The organism is Sinorhizobium meliloti, assembly GCF_017876815.1.
Taxonomy (GTDB): Bacteria; Pseudomonadota; Alphaproteobacteria; order Rhizobiales; family Rhizobiaceae; genus Sinorhizobium; species Sinorhizobium meliloti.
On sequence record NZ_JAGIOS010000001.1, the window covers coordinates 1,789,247 to 1,810,769 of the forward strand.

At 63.3% G+C, this 21,523-nt stretch carries 17 protein-coding genes; 12 read left to right on the forward strand and 5 right to left on the reverse strand.

Translation table 11 applies throughout. The features are described from left to right. Positions 1-169: 169 nt before the first annotated feature. The 5 genes from lysS to JOH52_RS08390 form a co-directional block, all read right to left on the reverse strand. On the reverse strand, positions 170-1,666 hold the full coding sequence (gene lysS, locus JOH52_RS08370; protein WP_003528855.1) for a lysine--tRNA ligase: 1,497 nt from the start codon (positions 1,664-1,666) through the stop codon (positions 170-172). Positions 1,667-1,676: 10 nt separating this feature from the next. Beyond that, a complete protein-coding gene (gene gltX, locus JOH52_RS08375) occupies positions 1,677-3,134 on the reverse strand; it encodes a glutamate--tRNA ligase (RefSeq protein WP_010970278.1) in 1,458 nt (485 codons plus the stop codon). A 268-nt stretch (positions 3,135-3,402) separates the two neighbouring features. Then, entirely contained in the window at positions 3,403-4,155 is a 753-nt protein-coding gene (locus tag JOH52_RS08380) for a TerC family protein (RefSeq protein WP_003528859.1), read from the reverse strand. A gap of 166 nt (positions 4,156-4,321) precedes the next feature. Continuing rightward, positions 4,322-5,161 carry an AraC family transcriptional regulator gene (locus JOH52_RS08385; protein ID WP_003528861.1) on the reverse strand — a complete coding sequence of 280 codons (840 nt, stop codon included), beginning with the start codon at positions 5,159-5,161 and terminating at the stop codon, positions 4,322-4,324. A gap of 119 nt (positions 5,162-5,280) precedes the next feature. Next, positions 5,281-5,991, reverse strand: coding sequence for a TetR/AcrR family transcriptional regulator (locus JOH52_RS08390; protein ID WP_003528863.1), 711 nt, complete (start codon positions 5,989-5,991; stop codon positions 5,281-5,283). 242 nt (positions 5,992-6,233) lie between these two features. Between JOH52_RS08390 and JOH52_RS08395 the strand changes: the two genes are divergently transcribed. The 12 genes from JOH52_RS08395 (at position 6,234) to JOH52_RS08450 (ending at position 21,474) form a co-directional block, all read left to right on the forward strand. Further along, the gene (locus tag JOH52_RS08395; protein ID WP_013844861.1) at positions 6,234-7,445 is read left to right on the forward strand and encodes an HlyD family secretion protein; all 1,212 of its coding nucleotides are present in this window, start codon (positions 6,234-6,236) and stop codon (positions 7,443-7,445) included. Positions 7,446-7,473: 28 nt separating this feature from the next. Next, on the forward strand, positions 7,474-9,063 hold the full coding sequence (locus tag JOH52_RS08400; protein WP_003528867.1) for a DHA2 family efflux MFS transporter permease subunit: 1,590 nt from the start codon (positions 7,474-7,476) through the stop codon (positions 9,061-9,063). Between the two features lie 169 nt (positions 9,064-9,232). Then, positions 9,233-10,318 (forward strand): metallophosphoesterase, encoded by a 1,086-nt coding sequence (locus tag JOH52_RS08405; RefSeq protein WP_003528869.1) that lies wholly within the window; start codon positions 9,233-9,235, stop codon positions 10,316-10,318. 95 nt (positions 10,319-10,413) lie between these two features. Then, positions 10,414-11,451 (forward strand): LacI family DNA-binding transcriptional regulator, encoded by a 1,038-nt coding sequence (locus JOH52_RS08410; RefSeq protein WP_010970275.1) that lies wholly within the window; start codon positions 10,414-10,416, stop codon positions 11,449-11,451. Positions 11,452-11,460: 9 nt separating this feature from the next. After that, the gene (gene xylB, locus JOH52_RS08415) at positions 11,461-12,915 is read left to right on the forward strand and encodes a xylulokinase (protein WP_010970274.1); all 1,455 of its coding nucleotides are present in this window, start codon (positions 11,461-11,463) and stop codon (positions 12,913-12,915) included. Positions 12,916-13,009: 94 nt separating this feature from the next. Next, the gene (gene xylA, locus JOH52_RS08420) at positions 13,010-14,320 is read left to right on the forward strand and encodes a xylose isomerase (protein WP_013844860.1); all 1,311 of its coding nucleotides are present in this window, start codon (positions 13,010-13,012) and stop codon (positions 14,318-14,320) included. 192 nt (positions 14,321-14,512) lie between these two features. Further along, positions 14,513-15,565, forward strand: a complete 1,053-nt coding sequence (locus JOH52_RS08425) for a sugar phosphate isomerase/epimerase family protein (RefSeq protein ID WP_013844859.1) — start codon at positions 14,513-14,515, stop codon at positions 15,563-15,565. Between the two features lie 207 nt (positions 15,566-15,772). Next, positions 15,773-16,957: a Gfo/Idh/MocA family protein gene (locus JOH52_RS08430; protein ID WP_010970271.1), complete on the forward strand. Its 1,185-nt coding sequence runs from the start codon at positions 15,773-15,775 to the stop codon at positions 16,955-16,957. A gap of 256 nt (positions 16,958-17,213) precedes the next feature. After that, positions 17,214-18,590, forward strand: a complete 1,377-nt coding sequence (locus JOH52_RS08435; RefSeq protein WP_010970270.1) for a GH1 family beta-glucosidase — start codon at positions 17,214-17,216, stop codon at positions 18,588-18,590. A gap of 337 nt (positions 18,591-18,927) precedes the next feature. Next, positions 18,928-20,004: a methionine ABC transporter ATP-binding protein gene (locus JOH52_RS08440; protein ID WP_010970269.1), complete on the forward strand. Its 1,077-nt coding sequence runs from the start codon at positions 18,928-18,930 to the stop codon at positions 20,002-20,004. Beyond that, positions 19,994-20,659 (forward strand): methionine ABC transporter permease, encoded by a 666-nt coding sequence (locus JOH52_RS08445; RefSeq protein ID WP_003528883.1) that lies wholly within the window; start codon positions 19,994-19,996, stop codon positions 20,657-20,659. Before JOH52_RS08440 ends, JOH52_RS08445 begins: the two co-directional genes overlap by 11 nt. Positions 20,660-20,697: 38 nt before the next feature. Then, positions 20,698-21,474, forward strand: a complete 777-nt coding sequence (locus JOH52_RS08450) for a MetQ/NlpA family ABC transporter substrate-binding protein (RefSeq protein ID WP_010970268.1) — start codon at positions 20,698-20,700, stop codon at positions 21,472-21,474. The last annotated feature ends 49 nt before the right edge of the window (positions 21,475-21,523 follow it).

A 21,523-nucleotide genomic window follows, 5' to 3' on the forward strand; every position in this document is an offset into this window, starting at 1 on the left:
GGGAAGAGCCCCTCCCCAACCCCTTCCCACAGGTGGGAGGGGCTTGACTTGCCGCGCCTGATCCACCGACTCTCAACGCACCGCACGCTCGGACGCTGCGAATGGCACCGGTCGGGAACCGCGGGCGCCTAGCCCCCGCCCCGTGTGGGGACGGGCCAGCTCCAAAGTGTCAATCGGCCTTCTGGCGGCGGGCCGGGAAGAGGATGATGTCGCGGATCGACGGCGAGTTGGTGAGCAGCATGATCAGCCGGTCGACACCGATCCCCAACCCCCCGGCGGGCGGCATGCCCTGGTCCATGGCATCGAGGAAGTCCTCGTCCAGCGTCTTTTCCTTCTCGCCGCGGGCATGCGCCTGTTCCATCTGCTCGACCATGCGGGCGCGCTGCTCGACCGGGTCGTTGAGCTCGGAAAAGGCGTTGCCGATCTCCCAGCCGTTGCAATAGGTCTCGAAGCGCTCGACGAGCCGCGGCTCGCCCGGCACCTCCTTGGCGAAGGGCGAGATGTCCTTCGGGAAGTGGATGACATGAGCAGGCTGGATCAAGGTCGCTTCGACCTTCTCCTCGAAGAGGAAGGCGAGCACTTCGCCCCAGGTCGCGTCCTTCTCGATCTCGACACCGGCGTCGCGAGCCGCCTGCCGGGCCTCCTCGTCGCTCTTGAGGGCAAGGAAATCGATTCCGGTCGCGTCCTTGACGGCCGCCGGCATAGAGACGCGCGGGAACGGCCCCTTGAAGGAGAGCTGCTTGTCGCCGAACTCGAATTCCGTCTTGCCGTGAACCGCAAGCGCCAGGGTCTCGAACATGCGCTCCACGAGACCCATCACGTCCTCGTAGTCAGCATAGGCCCAGTAGCACTCCATCATGGTGAATTCAGGATTGTGCCGGGTCGAGACGCCTTCGTTGCGGAAGTTGCGGTTGATCTCGAAGACCTTGTCCGTCAGGCCGGAAACGAGAATGCGCTTCAGGTAAAGCTCGGGCGCGATGCGCAGATACATGTCGAGCTTCAGCGTGTTGTGATGCGTCTTGAAGGGCTCGGCCGTCGCGCCGCCGTAGATCGGCTGCAGCATCGGCGTCTCCACTTCCATGAAGCCTTCGTCCTCGAGGAATCGGCGCAGGCTCGACACGATGCGGCTTCGCTGCTGGAAGCGCAGCTTCGATTCCTCGTTGACCATGATGTCGAGGTAGCGCTTGCGGTAGCGCGTCTCGATATCGGCAAGCCCGTGATACTTCTCCGGCATCGGCAGGAGCGACTTGCAGAGCATGGTGATCTCTTTGGCGTTGACGGTCAGTTCGCCGCGCTTGGTGCGGCGCACCTCTCCGGTGACCCCGATGATGTCGCCGAGATCGATCATCGGCAGAAGCGCGCGCGCCTCTTCCGGTGCCGTATCCTTGTGCGAAAAGATCTGGATCTTGCCGGAGGCGTCATGAAGATCCATGAACATGCCGGAATTGCGCGAGGAGAAAACGCGGCCGGCAACGGTTACCGTTTCGCCGCTTTCGGTATCGGGCTCCAGCCCGGCATATTTCTCCGCGAGTTCCGCATTGGTGAGCGTACGGTGGAAATGCGCGGGATAGACGTCGCCGATCTGCTGGCGCAGCAGGTCGAGCTTCTGGGAGCGCACTTCCGTCGCGTCGGAGGAGAGGCCGGCTGCCTGTGTCTTGTCGGTCATGGTCTTGTCCTTACTTTCCACTGCCCGCCATGGAGGCGACGACCTGCGCGGCGACCTTCAGCCGCTGGCGCACGACCGAACGGCCGAGCAGTTCCATCGAATCGAACAGCGGCAGCGAGCGCTGCGAGCCCGAGCAGGCGACGAAGAGCGGCGCCACCACGGCTTTCAGCTTCTTGCCCATGCGCTCGGCGCTGGCGCGCAGCTCCGTCTCGATCGAGTCCTTGTTCCATTCCAGGATCTTTTCGAGATCCGGCTGGACGGTGTTCAGGATTTTGAGCATCTCCTCGGGCGAGGCCTTCACGCCGGCAAAGGCGGCGGGCTGCAGGCCGAGATCCGACTTGAAGAGGAAGGCGGCGAGATCGGGCAGTTCGCCGAGCTTCGAAATGCGGGTCTGAGAGAGCTTCAGACCTTCCTTGAGCCGTTCGTTGTCCATCGCCCAGGCGAGGACGCGGGCTGCGAATTCCTCTTCGGAGAGCTTCTCGCGGATCCAGCGCGCGTTCAGCCAGTCGAGCTTCTGGATGTCGAAGATCGCGCCGGCCTTGGACAGGTTTTCCGGATCGAATTTCTCCGCCAGCTCCTCCATCGTCAGCAGTTCTTCGCCTTCGGCGATCTGGATGAAGAACAGCCCGAGGAAGTTCATCAGCGCTTCCGGCAGGTAGCCGAGCGCCGTGTAGTAGGAGATGGAGGTCGGGTTCTTGCGCTTCGACAGTTTCGACTTGTCGGCATTGCGCATCAGCGACAGATGCATGAAGACAGGGGGCTCGAGACCCAGATACTGATAGATCAGAATGTGCTTCGGCACCGAGGCGAGCCACTCCTCGCCGCGTGCGACATGGGTGATCTTCATCAGATGGTCGTCGACGACGTTCGCCATGTGATAGGTCGGCATGCCGTCGGCCTTGAGCAGCACCTGCATGTCGACGGCTTCCCACGGGATCTCGACATCGCCATAGACGCCGTCGCGGAACTTGCAGGAGCCCTCGGTCGGGATCTTCATGCGCACGACGTGCGGCTCGCCGGCGTCGACGCGCGACGTCACTTCCTCGGCCGAGAGGCTGAGGCAGAGGCCGTCATATTTCGGCGGCTTGCCGGCGGCGCGCTGCGCCTCGCGCATCTGTTCCAGCCGCTCGGGCGTGCAGAAACAGCGGAAACCGTGGCCGTTCGCGACGATCTTCTCGACGTAGGGCTTGTAGATGTCCTTGCGGTCGCTCTGGCGATAGGGGCCGTAGGGGCCGCCGATATCGGGACCTTCCGACCATTCCAGTCCGCACCACTTTAGCGCGTCGAGCACCTTCTTCTCGAATTCCGGCGTCGAGCGCGTCGCATCCGTGTCCTCGATGCGCAGGATGAATTTGCCGCCGTGCTTCTTGGCGAAGAGATAGTTGAAGAGCGCGATATAGGCGGTGCCGACATGCGGCTCGCCGGTGGGGGAAGGTGCGATACGCACCCGGACTGCAGAATCTGCCATTGTCTTTGCCCGTCTTGACGTGCTTTCGGGGCCCTTTGCCGGAGTGCTTTCCAGCTTGCGGGCGCGCATTTTATGGGAAGGAAAGGCCCGCAAGGGTTCCGCACCAGCGGTTTAGGCAGGCAATTCCAGTCGGCAGGCGTGAGACCATAGAAAGCCCTGCATGTCAACGGAAAGCCGCGAGCGGCAATGTCGTCGTCTCGCTGCCCGCAACGAGCAAAGATCACCGCGAAGGCCCGCATTGCGATGCGGGCCTCGTTGTGTCGTGCTTCTATTTCGTTCTTGCGGTCTGCCGCTTCATGCGCGCGTTGCGGGCGACCATGTTGAGAACCTCGACCAGTGCGGAGAAGGCCATGGCCGCATAGACGTAGCCCTTCGGCACGTGGAAGCCCATGCCTTCGGCGATCAGGGTCGTGCCGATCATCAGGAGGAAGGCCAGCGCCAGCATGACGATCGTCGGATTTCTCTCGATGAAGTTCGCAAGCGGGTTCGCTGCAACCAGCATGACGGTCACGGCGACGACGACGGCGACGACCATGATCGGCAGATGCGGGGTCATGCCGACGGCGGTGATGATGCTGTCGACCGAGAAGACGAGGTCGAGAAGCAGGATCTGGCCGATGGCGGCCGCGAAGCTGTTGATCGCGGAGCTGGCGATGAAATCCTCCTCATGATCGCTCGGATCGACACTGTGGTGGATTTCCTTGGTCGCCTTCCAGACGAGGAAGAGCCCGCCGGCGATCAGGATCATGTCCTTCCAGGAAAAACCGTGGCCGAAGGCTTCGAAGACCGGCTGCGTCAGTTGAACGATCCAGGCGATGGTGCCGAGCAGGGCCAGCCGCATGATGAGTGCAAGGCCGATGCCGATGCGCCGGGCGCTGACGCGGTTTTCCGGCGGCAGCTTGTTGGTGAGGATCGAGATGAAAATGAGGTTGTCGATGCCGAGGACCACCTCCATTACGATGAGTGTGATGAGGGCGATCCAAGCCTCGGGGCTTTGAGCAAGCGTGAGGATTTCCTGCATCGGCAACTTTTCCTTTTCGGGACACGACAGATCGCGCAGTATTTAGGGATACTTGCGAAAGTCGCAAGCGCCGCCGCGCTTTTCGCGGCGACGTTGTCGGCTCCAGGTGATCGAAAAGGTGGAATTCTCGAAGGAAAGCCGGCTGCACCCGTCCGTGCACCGGAAATCAGCCCTTCAGTGGCACCCAGATCTCGACCGCACCCATGCCGGAATGCGGATCGAAGCGTTCGTCGTAGCGTTCCATCAGGTCGGGCAATTCGCCGTGCCGATAGCCGGACTGCGGAAACCAGGTCGTGAAGATGTGGTGGGCCGTGTTGGCGATGCCGGAAATGTGCCCGCGATGGACAAAGATCGCGTAACGCTGCCGGGGCAGCTTGAGTGTCGAAAAGCCGCTGGGCAGCGCCTCGGCGTCCCGTATCTCGGCCGCAGCCATGTAGCGGAAGCGGCCCGCTTCGCCGTCCGACTGGGTGCAGACGCCATAGGCGATATTGCCGTGCTGACCGGGAATGCTGCCGAAATAGGCGTTGAAACGCTGCCAGAGGGAAGGGATGCCTTCGGTGCGGTTGTAGTCATAGGTCTCTGCGAGACCGGCGAGAAGAAGCCCCGGGCTTTCCTCGAAGCGCGGCGGTTCGATTTTCAATGTGCGTGCGTCGTCCATTCTGATCGGCTCCAAAAGCTCGACATTGCGGACGTGCCTCTGCTTGCGTATCGACTCGGGCGTCACCCCGAACTGCTCGCGAAAGGCACGGGTGAAAGCCTCGTGCGAGCCGTAGCCCGCCTCGAGGGCCACTTCGAGAATGCTGGATGTGCCGTTGGCGAGGGCAAGCGCGGCGCCGCTTAAACGCCGGCCGCGGATATAGGCACTGATCGAGCGGCCGGCCGAAAGCCCGAATACGCGCGAAAGATGATAGCGCGAAAGGCCGGCGGCCGCGGCGACATCATCCAGTGATATATCCTCGGCGAAATGGCTTTCAATGAACCAGATCGCCCTTCCGATGGCACTCATCGTCACTCCCTTTGTGGACACGCAAGGTCTTACGGCCTTTCAGGCGAGCGCGTTTGATCGCAATTGCTGGATTGCAGGAAGATGGTACGGCATGTTTCGGCGGCAAGGCACCGTCGCTTTTACTCCTTGCCGGTCGTCTTTCCGTAGGCGGCCAGGAAAACGCGGATGGCGGATCTGACGTTCTTTTCGATGCTTTCGGCCGAGACGGCATCGCACATGCCGAAAAGGCGGCCCTTGAACATTCCGGCCATGGCGAGATCGATGAACTGCTTTGCGGCTATTTCCGTGTCTTCGATCGAGAGCATGCCTGCCGACACCTGCTGGTCGAGATAGGCCTTGAGCACGGTGTATCCGTTCTCCGGCGTCGCAGTGAAGAAGCGCTGCGCCAGCCGGGGCATCCGGTCGATCACGCCGAGTACCGTGCGCATCGCGCGGATCGTGTAGTCCGACGTTATGCTCGTCACCAGCTTCACGCCGAAAGCGTGAAGCGCCTCCTCGATCGGTTCATTGCCGTTCAACGACTGCTTGACGCTGTTGACGATAATGTTCCGCTCGCGCGCGATGAGCGCCGTGAACAGGTCTTCCTTGTTCTCGAAATAGACGTAGAGCGTGCCCTTGGAAACGCCGGCCTCGCGCGTGATGTCGTTCATGCTGGCCGCGTCGAAACTGCTCCGCATGAAAACGCGTTTGGCACCGTCGAGAATCCGCTCCCGTTTGACCGGGTCCTCGCCGGCCGCGTGCCGCCCTCCGCCTGAAGGGTTTTCCTGCTGGGGATGCTCCAGCCGATCCTGCAGGGTCTTTTCCTGCTCTGCGCTCTTCGCTGATACCATGGCTGCCGGACGTATCCACTCCTTTGATCGCGCGCGTCGCGGTGACCGCGGACGCATTCTGTCCAAAATCACTATCGCAGACAATTCCGGGAAAAACTGCGGGTGCGGACAAAACTTTTCGTCAACTTCATCGAAATCGAACCGACCGGTTCGATTTCCTCTTGATATGCGGCGCGAAAGGCTCTATGTCAAGCTCCATCGAACCGAACGGTTCAGTTCAATCTCAATCCAATTGGTGGTCCATGTCCGCTTCCAGCTCTTCCAGCGCTGCCCGTGTCCGTCCCGTCGGCGATGATTTCGAAGTAATGGATACTCATTCGGCCGAGGCCAAGAGCCCCGGGACCGGCGAGGCCGCAGCCGCAGGACAAGCGGACGCGGAGATCTCTGCGTCCCCGAAGAAGCGCCGCAAAATCCTTCCGGTGCTGGGTCTCGTGCTCCTCGGTGCCGCCGGCTGGTACGGCTATGATTGGTGGACCAACGGCCGTTTCCTGGTCTCGACGGACGACGCTTACATAGAAGGGGACATCGCGACGATTTCGCCCAAGGTGTCCGGCTATGTCGCCAAGGTCGACGTTGTCGCCAACCAGCATGTGAAGGCTGGCGATCCGCTGGTGACGCTCGACGACGGAGATTACCGCATTGCGGCCGAGCAGGCCGAGGCGCAGATCGCCACGCAGAAGCTCGCCCTCAGCCGTTTCGACGCGCAGATCTCCGGCGCAAAGGCGAGCCTCGCTCAGTCCGAAGCGCAGAAGAAGGCGCTTGAGGCGACCGTCCGCGGCGCCGAACTGGCACAGAAGCGCGCCAGCGAGCTCCAGTCGAAGTCGTTCGGGACGGATGCATCGCGCGACAGCGCCCAGGTCGCGCTCGATCAGGCGCGCGCAAATCTAGCCGGTGCCGAGGCCAATATCGCTGCGGCCAAGGCCAATATCACCGTGCTCGAGGCCCAGCAGATGGAAGCGGAAAGCACGATCCGCTCGCTGGAGCTTGCCCGGGACAAGGCAGACCGCGACCTGGGCTTCACCATACTCAAGGCGCCCTATGACGGTGTCATCGGCAATGTCGCGGTCCAGGTCGGCGACCTCGTCTCGGCCGGCCAGCGGCTCGCAGCGCTCGTGCCGACCGATCAGCTCTATATCGACGCCAATTTCAAGGAGACGCAGATCGCGCATCTGGTGCCGGGCTCCAAGGTTGAGATCCATGTCGACGCCTATGAGGATCACCCGATCGAAGGCACCGTCGCATCGATCTCGCCGGCCTCCGGTTCGGTCTTCTCGCTGCTGCCGGCGGAAAACGCGACGGGCAACTTCACCAAGGTCATCCAGCGCGTTCCGGTGCGCATCACGCTGCCGGCCGATGTGCTGGCGGAAGGGCACCTGCGCGCGGGGCTGAGCGTCGTCGTCGACGTCGATACCCGCACCGCACCGGAACAGTCGAAGGTCGCTGCGGCGAAGTAAAGGGCTGCAGGCCTGAGGAGTGGCGGAAATGGCCGCAACAGCAACAGCGGGCGCGGCTGCGCCGAGCCTACCCAAGGCCGAGGAGCATATGGACCCGCGGCGGCTCATCGCCTTTTTCGCGATGGTCGTCGGCATGTTCATGGCGATCCTCGACATCCAGATCGTCTCCGCCTCGCTCGCCGAGATCCAGGCGGGCCTGTCGGCCGGGTCTGACGAGATCGGCTGGGTGCAGACCGCCTATCTGATCGCGGAAGTCATCATGATCCCGCTCTCGGGCACGCTTGCCCGCATCGTCTCGACGCGGGTGCTCTTCTCCGTGGCCGCGGCCGGATTCACGGCGGCCAGCGCTCTTGCCGCCACGGCCACCAATATCGAACAGATGATCGTCTACCGGGCGATCCAGGGCTTTATCGGCGGCGGCATGATCCCGTCGGTCTTTGCCGCAGCCTTCACCATATTCCCGCCGTCCAAGCGCAACGTCGTCTCGCCGATCATCGGGCTCATCGCGACGCTTGCGCCGACCATCGGCCCGACGGTCGGCGGCTATCTGAGCCATGCCTTTTCCTGGCACTGGCTGTTCCTCATCAACGTCATTCCCGGCATCATCGTCGCGACGGTCACCTGGATCTTCATCGATTTCGACAAGCCGGAACTCGGATTGATCAAGAAGTTCGACTGGTGGGGACTTCTCTCCATGGCGATCTTTCTCGGCTCGCTCGAATACGTGCTGGAGGAAGGCAATGCCAATGACTGGTTCAACGACGAGCACATCGTCATGGGTGCCGTCGCCACCACGGTCGCCGCCGTCGTCTTCTTCTATCGGGCGTTCAAGGTCGATTTCCCGGTCGTCGATCTCAAGGCGTTCGCCAACCGCAACTTCACCTTCGGCTCGCTCTTCTCCTTCGTCATGGGGATCGGCCTTTACGGGCTCACCTATCTCTATCCGCTCTATCTCGGGCGTATCCGCGGCTACGACTCGCTGATGATCGGCGAAACCATGTTCGTCTCGGGTCTCGCCATGTTCCTGACGGCGCCGGTTGCGGGCTTCCTCGCCGGGCGAATGGACGCGCGGGCGATGATGACCATCGGCTTTGCCGGCTTTGCCGCGGGCACCTGGCTGATGAGCCAGATGACCGCCGACTGGGATTTCTGGGAGCTGCTCGTTCCGCAGATCCTGCGCGGCTGCTCGCTGATGCTCTGCATGGTGCCGATCAACAATATCGCGCTCGGCACCCTGCCGCCGGCGCGCATCCGCAATGCGTCGGGACTCTACAACCTGACGCGTAACCTCGGTGGCGCGGTCGGGTTGGCGGTCATCAACACTATCCTCACGCAGCGCCAGGATTTCCACTACGCCCGGCTCGCCGAGCACGTGGAATGGGGCAACCCGGTCGCCGTCGAGCGGATGCGCAACATCGCCTCGACCTTCACTGCACACGGCCTCGACGGAACCACGGCTGCGGTCAAGCAGCTGGCGGCGATGGTCCAGCAGCAGGCGGTGATCATGTCCTTCATCGACGTGTTCGTATTGCTGACCGTCCTGTTCCTGTCGATGATCGCCGGCGTCCTGATGATCGCCAAGCCACAAGGCGCCGGCCCCGGAGGCGGCGGGCACTAGCGCGGGATAACGAAAAGTGTGCGCGGTTTTCCGCCTACATCCCGCTCCAGCGCTTTACGCGCTTTCGAGATCGCTGCAATATCCCGTCTCGTCGAAGCTGTCGGAGGCGCGCGGAGCAACGCGCGGGCGGCGCATGAACGATCGTCCTTGCCTACGACCTTCGCGGCGGATGTTCCTCGCCGGTGCGGTCGGATTCAGCCTCTCGATGACGGTGGGCGGCAGATTTCCAAGGGCAGCCGGCCCTCCGGTCGACGTGACCTTCCTCTTTGCCGCGGATATCCATGCCTGCCTCGTTTCGACGGACGGCTTGGCGCCGAACTGCGACGCGGAGGGCAAGACCGACGCCAGCCTCTTGCGCCATGTCGCCGCACTGAACGCACTTGCGGCGCAGCACTGGCCGCATGCCATTGGAGGAAAGCCGAGCGGCCTTGCCAGCGCGGGCACGAGGATTTCGCGTCCGCTCGGTCTGGTGCTCGGCGGCGACATCACCGACGATGGCGGCGGCCAGGTTCGCCAGCCCCGCGAGGGGCGGCAATTACAGCAGTTTCAGAGCCGATACGAGCAGGCGCCGGGCCCGCACCATATCCACATTCCCGTTTATGTCGGCCTTGGAAACCATGACCTCGACCAGGACGGGCCGCCGCCGAATGCCGACTGGTATCGCCGGGAACTGCGAGACTATGTCGAGCTTACCCATCGCCAGACCGTTTTCTACAAGCCGCCGGTGCCGGTCGCGAATTACGATCCGCTATCGGACAGCTATTCCTGGGACTGGGGCGGTCTTCATCTCGTACACTTGCAGCGTTTCGGAGGCGACGAGAACAAGGGCGCGGTGAGCGGATTGCCATGGCTCAAGAGCGATCTCTCCTCCCATGCCGCCGATGGCCGGCCGGTCGTCCTCTTCCAGCATTATGGCTGGGACGCGTTTTCGACCGAGGCCTGGGATCCGGCGGCAAAGACCTTCGACGACAAGGGAGAGGGAGAGCCGCATTGGTGGAGCGCCGACGAGCGCCGGGCGCTGCTTGATCACCTGCAGGGCTACAATGTCGTCGGCCTCTTCCATGGGCATGAGCATGACCGCGTCATGGCCTACAGGGTCGGCGAGATCGACGTCTTCAAGCCCAAGGCGGCCTTCCTCGGCGGTTTCGCGGTCGTGCGCGTGACCGGCAGCTTCATGGATGTAGCCTTCGGCGAGGCCGAGGGCGAGCATGGCCACGTCGTCTTCACGCAGGCCTTCAGCAAGCGTTTCGATTGAAGCGACATTCCGGAACGTCCATTCGATCGCCCGCCCGGAGTTTTCTGATTTACGTACATCAAAAATTCCTCTAATGGGTTTGCCGGGAGGAAGAGATGCGACCGACAGTTCACGATATCGCCGCCGAGGCAGGCGTCAGTCTCGCCACCGTCGACCGGGTGTTGAACAATCGTCCGGGCGTGAGAAGCGTCACGCGGGGCAAGGTGGAGCGCGCGATCGCCACGCTCGGTTATGTTCGCGATGTCGCCGCTGCCAATCTTGCCAAGAGCCGCAGCTATCCCCTGATCTTCATCCTGCCCGCCGGCGAAAACTCCTTCATGCGCGGTCTCGAGGCGGAGGTGCGGTCGGCGATGTCGCGTTCCGCGACCGAGCGGCTGGATATCACCATCCTTTCCGTTCCGGTCTTCGATGCACCGGCGCTCGCCGCCGCACTACACGACGCGCGTGAGCGCCGGCCGGCGGGTGTCGCGGTGGTTGCCGTCGACGCGCCGGAGGTGACGGAGGCGGTAAAGCGGCTCCGCGAAGACGGCATTGCCGTCGTTACGCTGGTCTCCGATCTGCCGGGGTCCGGTCGCGACCATTTCGCCGGCGTCGACAATGTCGCCGCGGGCCGCACCGCCGGCAGCCTGATGGGCCGGTTCCTCGGCGGCGGCGAAGGGCCGGTCGCGGTGCTCGCCGGCTCCATGCTGGTACGCGACCATCGTGATCGGCTGGAGGGTTTCCAGGCTGTCATGAGCGAGGATTTCGCCTGGCGCCGGATACTGCCGGTGATCGAGGGGCAGGACAATCCGTCTCTGGTCGAGACGCTCGTCGGCGCGCTTCTCGGGCAGCATCCCGACCTCGCCGGCATCTACAGCCTCGGTGCCGGCAATCGCGGCCTTGTCGCCGCTCTCGAAAAGGCGGGCAAAGGAAGGGCCGTTTGCACGATCGCGCATGAGTTGACGCCGCACAGCCGCGCCGGACTTCTTTCCGGCACGATCGACGCGCTGCTCAACCAGAATGCGGGCCATGAGGTCAGAAGCGCCATCCGGGTGCTGAAAGCAAAGGCGGACGGGCTGCCGGTCATCGCGGCGCAGGAACGCATCCGCATCGATATTTTCCTGAAGGACAACCTGCCGCTCGAGCAGGAATAGGAGGACACCATGTATCTCGGACTGGATCTCGGCACGTCCGGCGTCAAGGCCATGCTGATGGACGGCGAGCAGCGGATCATCGGCTCCGCCAGCGGCGCGCTCGACGTCGACCGGCCGCATCCCGGCTGGTCGGAACAGGATCCGGCTGACTGGATCCGCGCCGCCGAGGAGGCGATCGCCCGGTTGAGGGAAACGCATGCGCAAGCGCTTGCAGCGGTCCGCGGCATCGGCCTTTCCGGCCAGATGCACGGTGCGACATTGCTCGACGAAGGCGATGCGGTGCTGCGGCCATGCATATTGTGGAACGACACCCGCAGCTTCCGCGAGGCGGCGGCGCTCGACGGCGATCCGCAGTTTCGGGCGCTGACCGGCAACATCGTCTTTCCGGGCTTCACCGCACCGAAGCTCGCCTGGGTGCGTGAAAACGAGCCGGAGATCTTCGCCAGAGTTCGCTGGGTACTGCTCCCGAAGGATTACCTGCGCCTCTGGCTGACCGGCGAGCATATGTCGGAGATGTCCGATTCGGCCGGCACGTCATGGCTCGATACGGGCAAGCGCAAATGGTCGGCGAGCCTGCTTGCCGCTACTCATCTCGAAGAACGGCAGATGCCGGACCTCGTCGAAGGCACCGATGCAGCCGGGACTTTGCGGCCGGAGCTCGCTGCGCGTTGGGGGATGGGACCTGGCGTCGTGGTCGCCGGCGGTGCGGGCGACAACGCAGCCTCGGCCTGCGGCATGGGAACGGTCGGGGAGGGGCAGGCCTTCGTCTCGCTCGGCACTTCCGGCGTGCTTTTCGCGGCCAATGCAAGCTATCTCCCCAACCCGGAGAGCGCCGTCCACGCCTTCTGCCACGCGCTGCCCAACACCTGGCACCAGATGGGCGTGATCCTCTCGGCGACGGACGCGCTGAACTGGCATTCCGGCGTCACCGGCCGGAGTGCCGCGGAACTCACCAGTGAACTCGGCGAGAGCCTCAAGGCGCCGGGCTCCGTGACGTTTCTTCCCTACCTCTCCGGCGAGCGCACGCCGCACAACGACGCGACGATCCGCGGCGTCTTTGCCGGCCTCGGGCACGAGAGTTCCCGGGCGGTGCTTACGCAGGCGGTGCTCGAAGGCGTTTCCTTCGCGATCCGCGACAGTCTCGAGGCACTGCGCGCGGCCGGCACGAAGCTCAAGCGGGTGACGGCGATCGGCGGCGGTTCGCGCTCGCGGTACTGGCTGAGCTCGATCGCGACCGCGCTGAACCTGCCGGTCGACCTGCCCGCGGACGGCGATTTCGGCGCTGCCTTCGGCGCGGCGCGGCTCGGCCTGATCGCCGCCACCGGAGCCGACCCGGCCGCGGTCTGCACCGCACCCGAGACGGCGGAAACGATCGCGCCCGAGGCATCGCTCGTGCCCGCCTATGAAGATGCTTACCAACGCTATCGCCGGCTTTATCCGGCGATAAAGGAAGCGGCGCTGTGAGCGGTTTCGGCGCATCCACCAACTGCCTTCCACCCGATAGCCGGCTCCGTCGCGAACGGTGCCGCCAATTCACAATCCATGAGAGGAGACTGTCGTGAGCACGGGATTTTTCGGCGATATCGCCAAGATCAAATATGAGGGACCGGAAAGCACCAATCCGCTCGCCTTCCGCCATTACAATCCGGACGACGTCGTCCTCGGCAAGCGGATGGAGGATCATCTGCGCTTCGCCGTCGCCTACTGGCACACCTTCGTCTGGCCGGGCGGCGATCCCTTCGGCGGGCAGACCTTCGAACGCCCCTGGTTCAAGGATTCGATGGAAGCCGCCAAGCTGAAGGCGGATGTCGCCTTCGAATTCTTCCAGCTTCTCGGCGTACCCTACTACTGCTTCCACGACGCGGACGTGCGCCCGGAGGGGCGGAACTTCGCCGAGAACACGAGCAATCTCAACGCGATCGTCGATTATTTCGCCGGGAAGCAGGAAGAGACCGGCGTCAAGCTGCTGTGGGGCACGGCGAACCTCTTTTCAAACCGCCGCTTCATGGCGGGGGCTGCGACGAACCCGGACCCGGACGTCTTCGCCTTTGCCGCCGCGACGGTGAAGACCTGCATCGACGCGACGCAGCGGCTGGATGGCGAGAACTATGTGCTCTGGGGCGGACGCGAGGGCTATGAGACCCTGCTCAACACCGACCTGAAGCGCGAGCTCGATCAGCTCGGCCGCTTCCTCAACCTGGTCGTCGAATACAAGCACAGGATCGGCTTCAAGGGCACGATCCTGATCGAGCCGAAGCCGCAGGAGCCGACCAAGCACCAGTACGACTACGACGTCGCGACCGTCTATGGCTTCCTCAAGAGATACGGCCTCGAGAACGAGGTGAAGGTCAACATCGAGCAGGGCCACGCGATCCTTGCCGGACATTCCTTCGAGCACGAGCTGGCGCTCGCCAATGCGCTCGGCATCTTCGGTTCGATCGACATGAACCGCAACGACTACCAGTCCGGCTGGGACACCGACCAGTTCCCGAACAACGTGCCGGAAATGGCGCTCGCCTATTACCACGTGCTTGCGGGCGGCGGCTTCAAGACCGGCGGCACGAACTTCGACGCGAAGCTGCGCCGGCAGTCGATCGACCCCGAAGACCTGCTGATCGGCCATATCGGCGGCATGGATTGCTGCGCGCGCGGCCTCAAGGCGGCCGCGAAGATGATCGAGGACAAGGCGCTCTCCGCACCGCTCGAAGCGCGCTACGCCGGCTGGAACGTGCCGGAGGCGAAGAAGATGCTCGACGGCGGCTTCTCGCTCGAGGAGATCGAGGCCTGGGTGCTCAAGTCCGACGTCAACCCGCAGCCGAAATCCGGCAGGCAGGAGCTTCTGGAAAACGTGGTGAACCGCTACGTCTGACGGGCGCGGGAAATCCTTTTTCACGAGGGGCGCGCAAGCCGATTGCCCCTCGCGAAGAATCTGCTAGCTTCTGGCTCCTGCAACGTTGCAGGTGTATCAGTCGCTGCGAATTCGCGGGCCGGAAGCACTGGAAGTCAACGGTCGGCCGCAGGGCCGGCACATCGGACACCGCTCCATCAGGGAGGAAGTTATATGAAGACGATCAAAGGACCGGGGCTGTTTCTTGCGCAATTCGCCGGCGATGCCGCACCCTTCAATTCTTGGGATTCGATCACCAAATGGGCAGCCGATTGCGGTTATAAGGGGGTGCAGGTCCCGAGCTGGGACGGCCGGCTCTTCGACCTGAAGAAGGCTGCGGAATCGAAGACCTATTGCGACGAGGTCGCCGGCAAGGCGCGCGACAACGGTGTCGAGATCACCGAGCTTTCGACCCACCTCCAGGGCCAGCTCGTTGCGGCGCATCCCGCCTATGACGAGGCTTTCGACGGTTTCGCCGTTCCGCAAGTTCGCGGCAATCCCAGGGCGCGCCAGGAGTGGGCGGTCGAGCAGGTGAAGCTGGCGCTGACCGCCTCGAAGAACCTCGGCCTCGGTGCGATGGCAAGTTTTTCCGGCGCACTCGCCTGGCCCTTCGTCTATCCGTGGCCGCAGCGCCCGGCGGGCCTGGTGGAGACCGCCTTCGACGAGCTCGCGCGGCGGTGGAAGCCGATCCTCGACCACGCCGAGGATTGCGGCGTCGACGTGTGCTACGAGATCCATCCGGGCGAGGACCTGCACGACGGCATCACCTATGAGATGTTCCTGGAGCGCACCGGCAACCATGCCCGCGCCTGCATGCTCTACGACCCGTCTCACTATGTGCTGCAGTGCCTCGACTATCTCGAGAATATCGACATCTACAAGGACCGCATCCGGATGTTCCACGTCAAGGACGCGGAGTTCAATCCCACCGGACGCCAGGGCGTCTATGGCGGCTATCAAAGCTGGGTGAACCGCGCCGGCCGCTTCCGCTCGCTCGGCGACGGTCAGGTGGATTTCGGGGCCGTCTTCTCGAAGATGGCCGCCAATGATTTTGCCGGCTGGGCCGTGGTCGAGTGGGAATGCTGCCTGAAACATCCGGAAGACGGCGCGCGCGAAGGCTCCGAGTTCGTGAAGGCGCATATCATCCGCGTCACCGAAAAGGCCTTCGACGATTTCGCCGACAGCGGCACCGACGAGGCGGCGAACCGGCGGATGCTGGGAATCTAAGTGAAAACCCCTCCCCAACCCCTCCCCACAAGGGGGAGGGGCTTACCCTGTGGCTTCCGCCGGCATTAATCACGACGTCGATAATTGCGAATCCGTCGAAACATGGATGGAGCGGCTCGGCACAAGTGAGCCCCTCCCCCTTGTGGGGAGGGGTTGGGGAGGGGCAGTGACGGCAATTCACGCGAACTCTTCAGGAGAGAAAGAACGATGGCTATCGAGGGAAGCAGTACGGAAACGCGTCAGAAGCGCATTCGGCTCGGCATGGTGGGCGGTGGATCGGGCGCCTTTATCGGCGCGGTGCATCGGATCGCCGCCAGGCTCGACGATCACTACGAGCTTGTCGCCGGCGCGCTCTCGTCGACGCCGGAGAAGGCCGAGGCTTCGGGCCGCGAGCTCGGGCTCGATCCATCGCGTGTCTATTCGGATTTCAAGGAAATGGCGATCCGTGAGGCGAAGCTGAAGAACGGCATCGAGGCGGTGGCGATCGTCACCCCTAACCATGTTCACTATGCTGCTGCCAAGGAATTCCTGAAGCGCGGCATCCACGTCATCTGCGACAAGCCGCTGACGTCGACGCTCGCCGACGCGAAGAAGCTCAAGAAGGCGGCCGACGAAAGCGATGCGCTCTTCGTGCTGACGCACAACTACACCGGCTATCCGATGGTGCGCCAGGCGCGCGAAATGATTGAGAATGGCGACATCGGCGCCGTCCGCCTCGTGCAGATGGAATATCCGCAGGACTGGCTGACCGAGAATATCGAGCAGTCCGGTCAGAAGCAGGCCGCCTGGCGCACCGACCCGGCGCGCTCCGGCGCCGGCGGCTCGACCGGCGACATCGGCACGCATGCCTATAATCTCGGCTGCTTCGTTTCCGGCCTCGAGCTCGAGGAGCTCGCCGCCGATCTCGACAGCTTCGTTGGCGGGCGGCAGCTCGACGACAATGCACATGTGCTGATGCGCTTCAGGGAAAAGGACGGAACGCGCGCCAAGGGCATGCTCTGGTGCAGCCAGGTGGCACCCGGCCACGAGAACGGCCTGATGGTGCGCGTCTACGGTACCAAGGGCGGTCTCGAATGGACGCAGAAGGATCCGAATTACCTCTGGTACACGCCCTTCGGCGAGCCGAAGCGTCTGCTGACGCGCGCTGGCGCAGGAGCTTCGCCGGCGGCGGCACGCGTATCGCGCATTCCGTCCGGCCACCCCGAGGGCTACCTCGAAGGCTTCGCCAATATCTATTCGGAAGCGGCGCGGGCGATCTACGCCAAGCGCAACGGCGGGAAGGCGGATCCTTCTGTCATCTATCCGACGATAGACGATGGCATGAGGGGCATGACCTTCGTCGATGCCTGCGTGCGTTCCTCGGAACGCAACGGCGCCTGGATCAAGGTCTGAGCCTTGCAAGCCGGAGCATTTCCGCGATTCGGTGAAAAGTGGAAATGTTCCAGAGCGGGATGTATTTACGTCGACCCGACCTAAAAACATCGTGATCTAGGGAAGGGCGGGAACACCTCGCCCTTTTTCATTGACATTTGCCACCGCGGCCTTAGGCCACGTCCTCAGACGAGGGCGAGACCTCCCATGGTCCGCCTTACCATTGAATCGAACGCAGCCATGCCTTCGGTCCGGCTGCGCAGACGATGAGGCCTGAATGATGATCGAAGCCAAGAAACTCGCAGCGCGCTTTCCCGGCGACTTTGTCTTCGGCGTTGCAACCGCATCCTTCCAGATCGAGGGAGCCAGCAAGGCGGATGGTCGCAAAGCCTCCATCTGGGACGCCTTCTCCAATATGCCGGGGCGCGTTTACGGGCGCCACAACGGCGACGTCGCCTGCGACCATTACAACCGGCTGGAGCAGGACCTGGACCTCATCAAGAGCCTCGGCGTCGAGGCCTACCGCTTCTCGATCGCCTGGCCGCGGATCGTGCCGGAGGGCACGGGGCCGATCAACGAGAAGGGGCTCGACTTTTACGACCGCCTTGTCGACGGACTGAAGGCGCGCGGCATCAAGGCCTTTGCGACCCTCTATCACTGGGACCTGCCGCTGGCGCTGATGGGCGACGGCGGCTGGACGGCACGCACGACCGCCTATGCATACCAGCGTTACGCCAAGACCGTGATCGCGCGTCTGGGGGATCGTCTCGACGCGGTCGCGACCTTCAACGAACCGTGGTGTTCCGTCTGGCTCGGCCATCTCTACGGTGTCCATGCACCGGGCGAGCGCAACATGGATGCAGCACTTGCCGCACTGCACTTCACCAATCTCGCCCACGGGTTGGGGGTCGCGGCGATCCGCTCGGAACGGCCGGAACTGCCGGTCGGCATCGTCATCAATGCCCATTCGGTCTATCCCGGCAGCAACAGCGCCGAGGACAAGGCCGCGGCGGAGCGCGCCTTCGATTTCCACAACGGCGTCTTCTTCGATCCGATCTTCAAGGGCGAGTATCCGGAGGATTTCCTCTCCGCGCTCGGCGAACGCATGCCGGCGATCGAGGACGGCGACATGGCAACGATCGCCCAGCCGCTCGATTGGTGGGGGCTCAACTATTATACGCCGATGCGGGTTTCGGCAGACCCCGCGAAAGGCGCCGAATATCCGGCGACCGTCAATGCGAAACCTGTCAGCAACGTGAAGACCGATATTGGCTGGGAAGTCTATGCGCCGGCTTTGGGCAGCCTGGTGGAGACGCTCAATGCGCGCTACAGGCTCCCCGACTGCTACATCACCGAGAATGGCGCCTGTTACAACATGGGCGTCGAGAACGGTACCGTCGACGATCAGCCTCGGCTCGACTACATCTCAGACCACCTCGCCGTCACCGCCGATCTCATCGCCAAGGGTTATCCGATGCGGGGCTATTTCGCCTGGAGCCTGATGGATAACTTCGAATGGGCCGAGGGCTACCGGATGCGCTTCGGCATCGTTCACGTCGATTACGAGACACAGGTCCGCACGATCAAGAAAAGCGGTCGCTGGTATAAGGACCTGGCGGAACGGTTTCCAAGCGGCAACCACAAGCCGGGATGATGCCGGAGCGAGCGGACGGCGGTTCTGCACAAAAAGAGTAGACTTTTGCGTCGCGCCCTGGGGCTCCGGAAAAACGTACCTGTAAAAGGGCGCGCCCGCGCGCCATAAGAACCACATGCTCCTTGGCATGGCAGTCATGCCGAGGAGGCGTTGAACTGACCGGTTGGCCGATGATAGAGAGTTGCTCCACGTTTCGAATGCGTTGTCGAATGTCCGTCTGACGAGGCGACGTTTTTTCCGTGCCGGCCCTATTTAGCAAGGGACCGGAGTTTCGAACATCCGAGAGCATCATGTATCCTCCTATCGTTTTGATCCCTCCTGCGGGGGCGACCGGACAATGACCCTTCCTCGATCCGAGATATCGGCCGGTGATGCGGTCGTCTTCGACGCCGTGTCCAAGCGCTTTCCGGCCTCCGGCGGAAATACGGCCTTCACTGCGCTCGACAATGTCAGCCTGGCGGTCGCTCGCGGCTCGATCACCGGTATCATCGGTCGTTCCGGCGCCGGCAAATCGACACTGATCCGGCTGGTCAACGGCCTCGAAAAGCCTTCAAGCGGCAAGGTGTTCGTCGATGGCGTCGATGTGGGTGCGCTGGACGAGGCGGGCCTGCGCGATCTCCGCCGCTCCGTCGGCATGATCTTCCAGCATTTCAACCTGCTTTCCTCGCGCACCGTTTTCGGCAATGTCGCGCTGCCGCTCGAAATCGCCGGCATGGATCGGCGCGCGATCGAGCAGCGTGTGCGCCCGCTTCTCGAACTCGTCGGTCTTGCCGACAAGCACGGGCGCTACCCGGCGGAACTTTCCGGCGGCCAGAAGCAGCGCATCGGCATCGCCCGGGCGCTTGCGACCGAACCCAAGCTGTTGCTCTCGGACGAGGCGACCTCGGCGCTCGACCCGGAAACGACGCAGTCGATCCTGGAACTGCTGAGACGGATCAATGCGGAACTGGGCCTTACCGTTCTGCTCATCACCCACGAGATGGAAGTCGTGAAAGCGGTTACCTCCGACGTGGCGGTGATCGACAAGGGCGAGATCGTGGAGCGAGGGCACACTTTCGATGTCTTCACGCATTCCAGGCACGAGACGACGCGGGCGCTCCTTTCCGGTCTGGCGGGTTCGAAACTGCCGGAAGCCGTTGCCAGAGGCCTGAAGCCGGCGGCAGCAAGCGGCGATCGCGTCGTGGTGCGCCTCACCTTCTTCGGGGCAGCGGCGGAGCGCCCGCTGATCTCGCAGCTCATCCAGTCCGTCGGCGCCGAGGTCAACATCATCGCCGGCACGATCGACGAGATCGGCGGCAAGCCCTATGGCTCGCTCGTCGTCGCCTATGGCGCCGATGCCGAAACCTCGGGCAAGGCGGAGCGCTTCTTCACCGAGAACGGACTGGTCACGGAGGTGCTCGGCTATGTCGCCTGATCTTCTGCTTCGCATAGGCAGCGCAACGCTCGACACGATGTACATGGTGGCGATCGCCGGCCTCGTGGGCTCGCTGATCGGGCTGCCGATCGGCATCTTCCTGGCGACCAGCGGCAAGGGCGAGCTGTTTCCCGCGCCCAATGTCAACCGCGCCGTGGGACTTGTGGTGAACGCGACGCGGTCGACGCCCTTCATCATTCTCGTCGTCGCGATCATTCCGTTGACGCGCCTCATCACCGGCACCTCCATCGGCACCAAAGCGGCGATCGTTCCTTTGACGATTGCGACCATTCCGTTCGTCGCCCGCCTTGTCGAGGCGGCGATCCGCGACGTCGACAAGGGGCTGATCGAGGCGGCGCGCGCCATGGGCGCCACCCCGATGCAGATCGTCTTCAAGGTCCTGCTCGCCGAATCACGGCCGGCGCTGACGCTGGCGCTCACCATGACGATCGTCAGCCTCATCGGCTATTCGGCGATGGTCGGCGCCGTCGGCGGCGGCGGTCTCGGCGACCTGGGCATCCGCTACGGCTACCAGCGCTTCATGCCGGACGTGATGCTCGTCGTGGTCGTCGTGCTCATCGTGCTCGTACAGCTCGTCCAGAGCGCCGGCGACCGGATGGCGCGGCGCTTCGACAAGCGCAGCCGCAAGACCTGATCCTTTCCAAGACACCAAACAGCAACAAGGAGACATCCATGAAAAAGTTGATTCTCGCGGCGGCCTTCGCCGTCCTGGCTGCCGGCACGGCGCTCGCTGAGACCATCAAGGTCGGCGTCACCCCGGGCGAGCATGCCGAGATCATGGAGAAGGTGAAGGAAGTCGCCGCCCCCAAGGGCCTCGACATAGAGATCCTCGAATTCTCCGACTACGTGGTTCCCAACCAGGCGCTCGCCGACGGCGACCTCAATGCCAATTCCTTCCAGCACCAGCCCTATCTCGACAACCAGATCGCCGATCGTGGCTTCGACATCGTCAGCGTGGGCCTGACCATCACCACGCCGATGGGCGTCTATTCGAGCAAGGTTAAGAGCCTCGATGAGCTGGAGGACGGCGCGACGATCGCCATTCCGAACGACCCCACCAATGGCGGCCGCGCGCTCCTGGTTCTCGCATCGAAGGGCCTCATCAAGGTCAATCCGGATGCCGGGCTCAAGGTCACCCCGGCCGACGTGACGGAAAATCCGAAGAACATCGAGTTCGCCGAGCTCGACGCGGCCCAGCTGCCGCGCTCGCTGGCCGATGTCGACGCGGCCGTGATCAACACCAATTACGCGCTCGAGGCCGATCTTCACCCGAAGGAAGACGCCATCGCCATCGAAAGCGAGAAGTCTCCTTATGCCAACGTCATTGCGGTGCGTAGCGCAGACAAGGATGCGCCCTGGGTGAAGACGCTCGTCGAATCCTACCACGACGACAAGGTCAAGGCCTTCATCGTGGAGCACTTCAAGGGTGCGCTCATCCCGAGCTGGTGAGCGGCGTTTGCCCCCTCTCCTCGGGTCTAACCCGAGGACTAACCCTCTC